The organism is Dietzia sp. DQ12-76 (assembly GCF_014145045.1).
GTDB lineage: Bacteria > Actinomycetota > Actinomycetes > Mycobacteriales > Mycobacteriaceae > Dietzia.
The window spans coordinates 1-5,629 of record NZ_JAALDV010000107.1 but is presented as its reverse complement, the minus strand read 5'-3'; the positions used below and the strand labels follow the sequence as shown (position 1 = coordinate 5,629).

The following is a 5,629-nucleotide window of genomic DNA, read 5'->3' as shown; positions in this document are numbered from 1 at the left end:
CCGGGGCATAGTCCAGACCCCGTTCGGACGCGTACTCGCGGAGGCGGTCGGCCCACCACCCACTTCCGATGACGTCCAGTACCAGCCGGGGGTGGCTCTCGCGGAGCGCCGCCACGACGTCCAGGGCGTCTTCGACGTGCTTGTGCGGCACCAGTCGGGACAACACCGCCAGGCGCGGGCCGTCGGCGCGGGTCCCGGGTGCGCCCGGCCGCACGCCGTCGGGCAGCGGGTCCAGACCGTTGCGGACCACCGCGATCCGCTCCGGGGACACTCCCAGCTCGACGAGCTCCTCCGCCGACGGCAGCGACACGGTGACGTACTGGCTGTCCGAGTGCACGCGCGGCGAGAGGCGCGATTCGATCCACCAGCCGATCCTCGAGACAAGCCACCCGGCGACGGGCCATTGTTCGCGGTGGATGTGGTGGACCAGCACCACCACGGGCGCGGAGGTGGCGAAGCGGGAGAAGAACGGGACGCCGTTCTGGGTGTCGACCACGACGTCGGGTCGTCGCACCCGGCCGAGCGGGCCCACCCCGAACCGACCGAGGAGGATCGCCCCGAGTGCCCGCGGGTAGACGGTGAAGCGGCCACCGCCGCGGCTGATCGTGACACCCGCCCCGGCGGGGCCTCGTCTCACGTCCGAACGGGACGCTCCGCGGGGACGGGAGGTCCGGTAGACGACGGTGTGCCCTGCGGCCGCCAGACCGTCCGCGACGTGCTCCAGGTAGCGCTCACTGCCGCCGCCCTGCGGATGGGTGCTGTCGCGCCAGCACAACAGCAGGATTCGAGCCACGGCGCACACTGTACGCAGCGCGGATCGGGCGCGGGTCCGCCGGTATCGTCTCCGCTGTGACCCCACCTGCAGATCATCGGTCCGGCGCGCTCCGTTCGGTGGCCCGCCGGGCGAGTCTCGGACGCTCGCTCGGCCTCCTTCGGTCGTTCCCGCTCGAGCAGTCCGACCCGGATGCCTTCTATTCCGGCCTGGCGCGCGACACGGTCGACCTTGTGGCGGACCTGTGGGCGGAAGCCGGGGACCTGCCGCCGGCCGGGCCGGGGTCGAGGCTGCCGGGCCTCACGGTGCTCGACGTGGGGGGCGGGCCCGGGTACTTCTCGGATGCCTACGCCGCCGAGGGGGCGCGCTACGTCTCCGTCGAACCCGATGTGGGGGAGATGTCGGCAGCCGGACTGGACCAGGCGGGGTCGGTCCGGGGGAGCGGGATGTCGCTGCCCATCCGGTCGGGATCGGTGGACGTGTGCATCTCCTCCAACGTGGCCGAGCACGTGCCCGAGCCCTGGACGATGGCCGAGGAGATGCTCAGGGTGACGAGGCCCGGTGGCCTCGTCGTGGTCTCCTACACCCTCTGGTACGGCCCGTTCGGTGGCCACGAGATGGGGTTGACGCACTATCTGGGTGGGGAGCGCGCGCGGCGGCTGTACGAACGTCGCCACGGCCGACCTCCGAAGAACGTGTACGGCGAGTCCCTGTTCCGAGTGGGGTGCGCGGAGGGTCTCGAGTGGGCGCGTGGGACGGGATCGGGCGACCTGCTCGCCGCCTTCCCGAGGTATCACCCGCGGTGGGCGTGGTGGCTGGTGCGGGTGCCGGTGGTGCGTGAGGTCGTGGTGTCGAATCTCGTGTTGGTGCTGCGGGCGCGCTAGCCGCCGCGCGAAGTCGGACACTCGTCTACTATGAAGTGGAACGCGTTCTCGTTTTCTACCTCGCGGAGGTCCCCGTGGTCGTCGTCCATGACAAACTCTTCTCCGGCACCCGCTGGACCGATCCCATCACCACGGGTGTTCTCGAGGTGACGTCACCGGCCACGAACGCCGTCGTCGGGAGGGTGGCCGAGACCACCACCGAGGACGTCGACGAAATGGTCAGCCAGGCCCGCGACTCCTTCGAATCGGGCGTGTGGCGGCGCACCCCGCCCGCGGAGCGTGGCGCGCTGATCGGGCGGGTCGCCGACATGCTCGAGGAGCGCCAGGCAGAGGTCTGCCGCATCCTCTCCGACGAGATGGGCACCCCCACGGGCACGGCTGCGATGATCCAGGTGACGCCCACCCTCGCGGTGCTGCGCTACTACGCGAAGCTGGCCACCGATTTCCCGTGGTCCGAGGTTCGGCAGGGTGACTTCGGCGCCTCCGTGGTGACCCGCCAGCCCGTCGGGGTGGTCGCCGCCGTCACCGCGTGGAACGTTCCGCTCTACCTCAACTCGGCCAAGCTCGGCCCGGCCCTGCTCTCGGGCAGCTCGGTGATCCTCAAGCCGTCGTCCGCGACCCCGCTCTCCGCCCTGTGGCTGGCGGACCTGTTCCGCGAGGCCGGGCTGCCCGAGGGGGTGCTGTCGGTCGTCACCGGCCCGAGTTCCGTGGGCGACCACCTGGTCTCCCACCCGGAGGTCGACAAGATCTCGTTCACCGGATCCACCGATGTCGGGAAGCACATCGCGGGCATCGCCGCCCGGAACCTCACCCGGTGTTCGCTCGAGCTCGGCGGCAAGAGCGCGGCGATCATCCTCGAGGACGCGGACATCGCCGCCCACGCCGGCACCATGGTGTTCTCCGCGCTGATGAACTCCGGGCAGGCGTGTGTGTCCCAGAACCGTATCCTCGCCCCCCGGTCGCGCTACGCCGAGGTGGTCGACGCGCTGGTCGAGAACGTCAAGGCCATGCCGGTCGGTGACCCGTCCGACGAGGGCACCGCCTTCGGGCCGCTGGCCAACCACAAGCAGAAGGACAGCGTCGAGGGGTACATCCGCAAGGGTGTCGAGGAGGGCGCGACCATCGCCTACGGCGGCGGGAAGGTCGAGGGACTGCCCGCCGGCGTCGCCGAGGGTGCCTTCGTCCAGCCGACCGTGTTCACCGACGTCGACAACTCCATGACCATCGCGCAGGAGGAGATCTTCGGGCCCGTGCTCCAGGTCATCGCGTACGACACCGTCGACGAGGCCGTGCAGATCGCCAACGACTCCGAGTTCGGCCTCGCCGGCGCCGTCTACTCGGCCGACCCGGACGCCGCGCTCGCCGTGGCGCAGCGGGTGCGCACCGGCACCATGGGCATCAACTGGTACGCCTTCGACCCGAGCGCCCCGTTCGGCGGATTCAAGAATTCCGGACTCGGACGCGAGAACGGGCCCGAGGGGCTGGACGCCTACTGCGAGCTGCAGAGCGTGCTCATGCCGTTCGGGTGGGAGCCCCCCAGGTGAGTCGCTGACCGCGCACCTGACCGGCGGGCCGGGACCTCACCGGGTTTCCCGGCCCGCCACCAGAGCCGACGCGATCCCGCGCGAACTCACTCCACGCGGTAGCCGACGCCCCGCACGGTGTGGACCTTGTTCTCCCCGATCTTGCGCCGCAACGACCGGATGTAGACGTTGACGATGTTCGACCCGGGGTCGAAGTCCATACCCCACACGCTCTCGAGCAACTGCTCACGGCTGATGGTCTCGCCCTTGTTGCGCAGCAGCATCTCCAGCAGCGAGTACTCACGGTTGGTCAGTTCCTGGATGCGACCGTCGACCTCGACCCGGCGCGTGCGGATGTCCAGTCTCATCCCGGCGTGCTCGAGGATCCCCGGGTCCTCCGACGCCTCGTGCTCGCGCAGACGGAGCCGGATGCGGGCGAGCAGCTCCGGCACCCGGAACGGCTTGACCATGTAGTCGTTCGCACCGGAGTCCAGGCCCTCGACGGTGTTCGCGACGGTGTCACGGGCCGTGAGGATGATGACGGGTGCGGCGAAGCCGCGGTCGCGCGCCTCCCGGAGCAGCGCCAGGCCGTCGACGTCCGGCAGCCCGATGTCGAGCAGCATGAGGTCGATGTCGGAGATGGTCGACAGGATGGATCGCGCGCTCTCTCCGTCCACAGCCTCGAGTGCGGTGTACTCGGCGCCGCCGAGTGCCTTGACCAGTACCGAGCGGATGAGATCGTCATCCTCCACGACGAGAACGTTCGTCATGCAACCCTCCTTCTCCGACAATGGAGTATCCCACGGGGAACGCGTGTTTCGAGCGTCACATCAGTCCGTGTCGTCCCCTGAGTCGTTGCTCGCGGGGATACAGGGGATGACGATGCAGAAGGCCGCTCCCCCGCCCTTGGCGTTGAAGGCGAACGCACGGCCACCGTGTGCCCGGGCGATCGTCGCGACGATGGCCAGTCCCAGACCGGTACCGCCGCGCCCGTCGCGGAGCTGCCCGCGGGCGGTGTGGAAGCGCTCGAAGATGCTCTCCTCCTCGCCGGGCGGGACGCCGGGCCCCGTGTCCCGCACCCACCACAGCAGGCGTCGGCGGTAGTTCTCGCGTTCCGGCGGTTCGGGCAACGGACCCGCCGCCATGTCGGCGGGGACCGTCGGGTCCCCGGCGGCGATGGCGCGGCAGCCGATCTCGATGACGTCGCCCGGGCCCGTGAACCGGACGGCGTTGGAGCAGAACTGGATGAGAGCCTGGGTGATCCGATGCTGGTCCAGTAGGGCGATGTCCTCCGCGTACGGGAGCACCGTCCACTCCCGGTCCGCGATCACGTCGATCTTGGCCTCGACGTCCAACACCAGTTCCGCCACGTCCGTGGGGGCGGTCCGGAGAAAGTCCGGCCGATCGGACCGCGCGAGGGTGAGGAGGTCCTCGACGATCCGGGTCATCCGCGACAACTCGTCCTGCATGATCCGGGTCGTCTCCGCCCGGGCATCGGGGTCCTCGGGCATGAGGTCGAGGTTGCCCTGCACCACGGTGAGGGGGGTGCGCAGCTCGTGCCCGGCGTCATCGAGGAACTCCCTCTGCGTCCGGTAGGCCTCCTCCACGCGCTCGAGCATCGCGTTGACCGTGTCGGCCAGCGAGACGATCTCGTCGGGCCCGTCGACCGGGACCCGACGGGAGAGGTCCGCGGCCGAGATCGTCTCCGCGGCCTCGCGGATCCGACGGACCGGGACGATCATCCGGCCGGCCAGGAGCCAGGCCACGAGCGCGCTGAGGACGATGCCGCCGGCGCCGGTGCTCAGTAGCAGGTCGGCGACGCGGTCGGTCTCCTCCCGGGTGGGGGCGTCGCTGATCGCGACCACGATGTTGGCCGGGCCTGCGGGGCCGTCGACCTCGGCCTTCCGCCAGCGCACGGTGCCGTCGATGACCCCCGACCCCTCGTCTGACACCAGGCCGATCCGCTGGATCTGGGACCTCATGGACGGGGGGAAGAGGGTATCTTCCTCCACACTGAACCTCGAGAGAGTGAACTGCGTGCCCGACGTGGTGGCGGTCCCCACGAGGAGGAGCTCGGGCGACGGGTACTGCTGGGCCAGATAGGCACGGATGAGTTGCTCGGTCGTGGGGTCCTCCGTCTCGAACGACGGCAGCACCCCGGCATCGATGAAGGTCGTGAAGTCGGCGGCCTCCCGATTGAGTCGCAGGTCCGTCGTCCGCTCGGCCGTGAGGTAGAGCACCTGCAGGGTGAACAGGACCATCGCGGTGAACACGGCCGCCGAGGTGAGCGTGATGCCGAGTGTGATGCGCAGGCGTGCCGAGTACCACCACCGGACCGAGCGGGACCTACCGAGCCGCGGGGTCACCCCGGTGTGGGCCGGCCGTCGGTCCGCGAGGAGTCGCGGGGTGAACCCTCGCCGCGCGGGGTGGCGGCGGCGTGGGCCGGAGGC

At 70.2% G+C, this 5,629-nt stretch carries 5 protein-coding genes; 2 read left to right on the top strand and 3 right to left on the bottom strand.

Going from position 1 to position 5,629, the window contains the following annotated elements:
- The coding region (locus G6019_RS04855) for a glycosyltransferase family 4 protein (protein WP_182627131.1) at positions 1–793 on the bottom strand (793 nt) is incomplete at its 3' end.
- A 56-nt stretch (positions 794–849) separates the two neighbouring features.
- Between G6019_RS04855 and G6019_RS04850 the strand changes: the two genes are divergently transcribed.
- The gene (locus tag G6019_RS04850) at positions 850–1,656 is read left to right on the top strand and encodes a class I SAM-dependent methyltransferase (protein WP_309230164.1); all 807 of its coding nucleotides are present in this window, start codon (positions 850–852) and stop codon (positions 1,654–1,656) included.
- A gap of 35 nt (positions 1,657–1,691) precedes the next feature.
- The gene (locus tag G6019_RS04845) at positions 1,692–3,200 is read left to right on the top strand and encodes an aldehyde dehydrogenase (protein ID WP_309230163.1); all 1,509 of its coding nucleotides are present in this window, start codon (positions 1,692–1,694) and stop codon (positions 3,198–3,200) included.
- A gap of 86 nt (positions 3,201–3,286) precedes the next feature.
- Here the strand turns inward: G6019_RS04845 and G6019_RS04840 are convergent, their stop codons facing one another.
- Together G6019_RS04840 and G6019_RS04835 are read right to left on the bottom strand one after the other, a co-directional pair.
- Positions 3,287–3,949, bottom strand: a complete 663-nt coding sequence (locus G6019_RS04840; RefSeq protein ID WP_107757523.1) for a response regulator transcription factor — start codon at positions 3,947–3,949, stop codon at positions 3,287–3,289.
- A gap of 60 nt (positions 3,950–4,009) precedes the next feature.
- Positions 4,010–5,629 (bottom strand): sensor histidine kinase (locus tag G6019_RS04835; protein ID WP_309230162.1); only part of this gene is annotated, 1,620 nt, incomplete at its 5' end.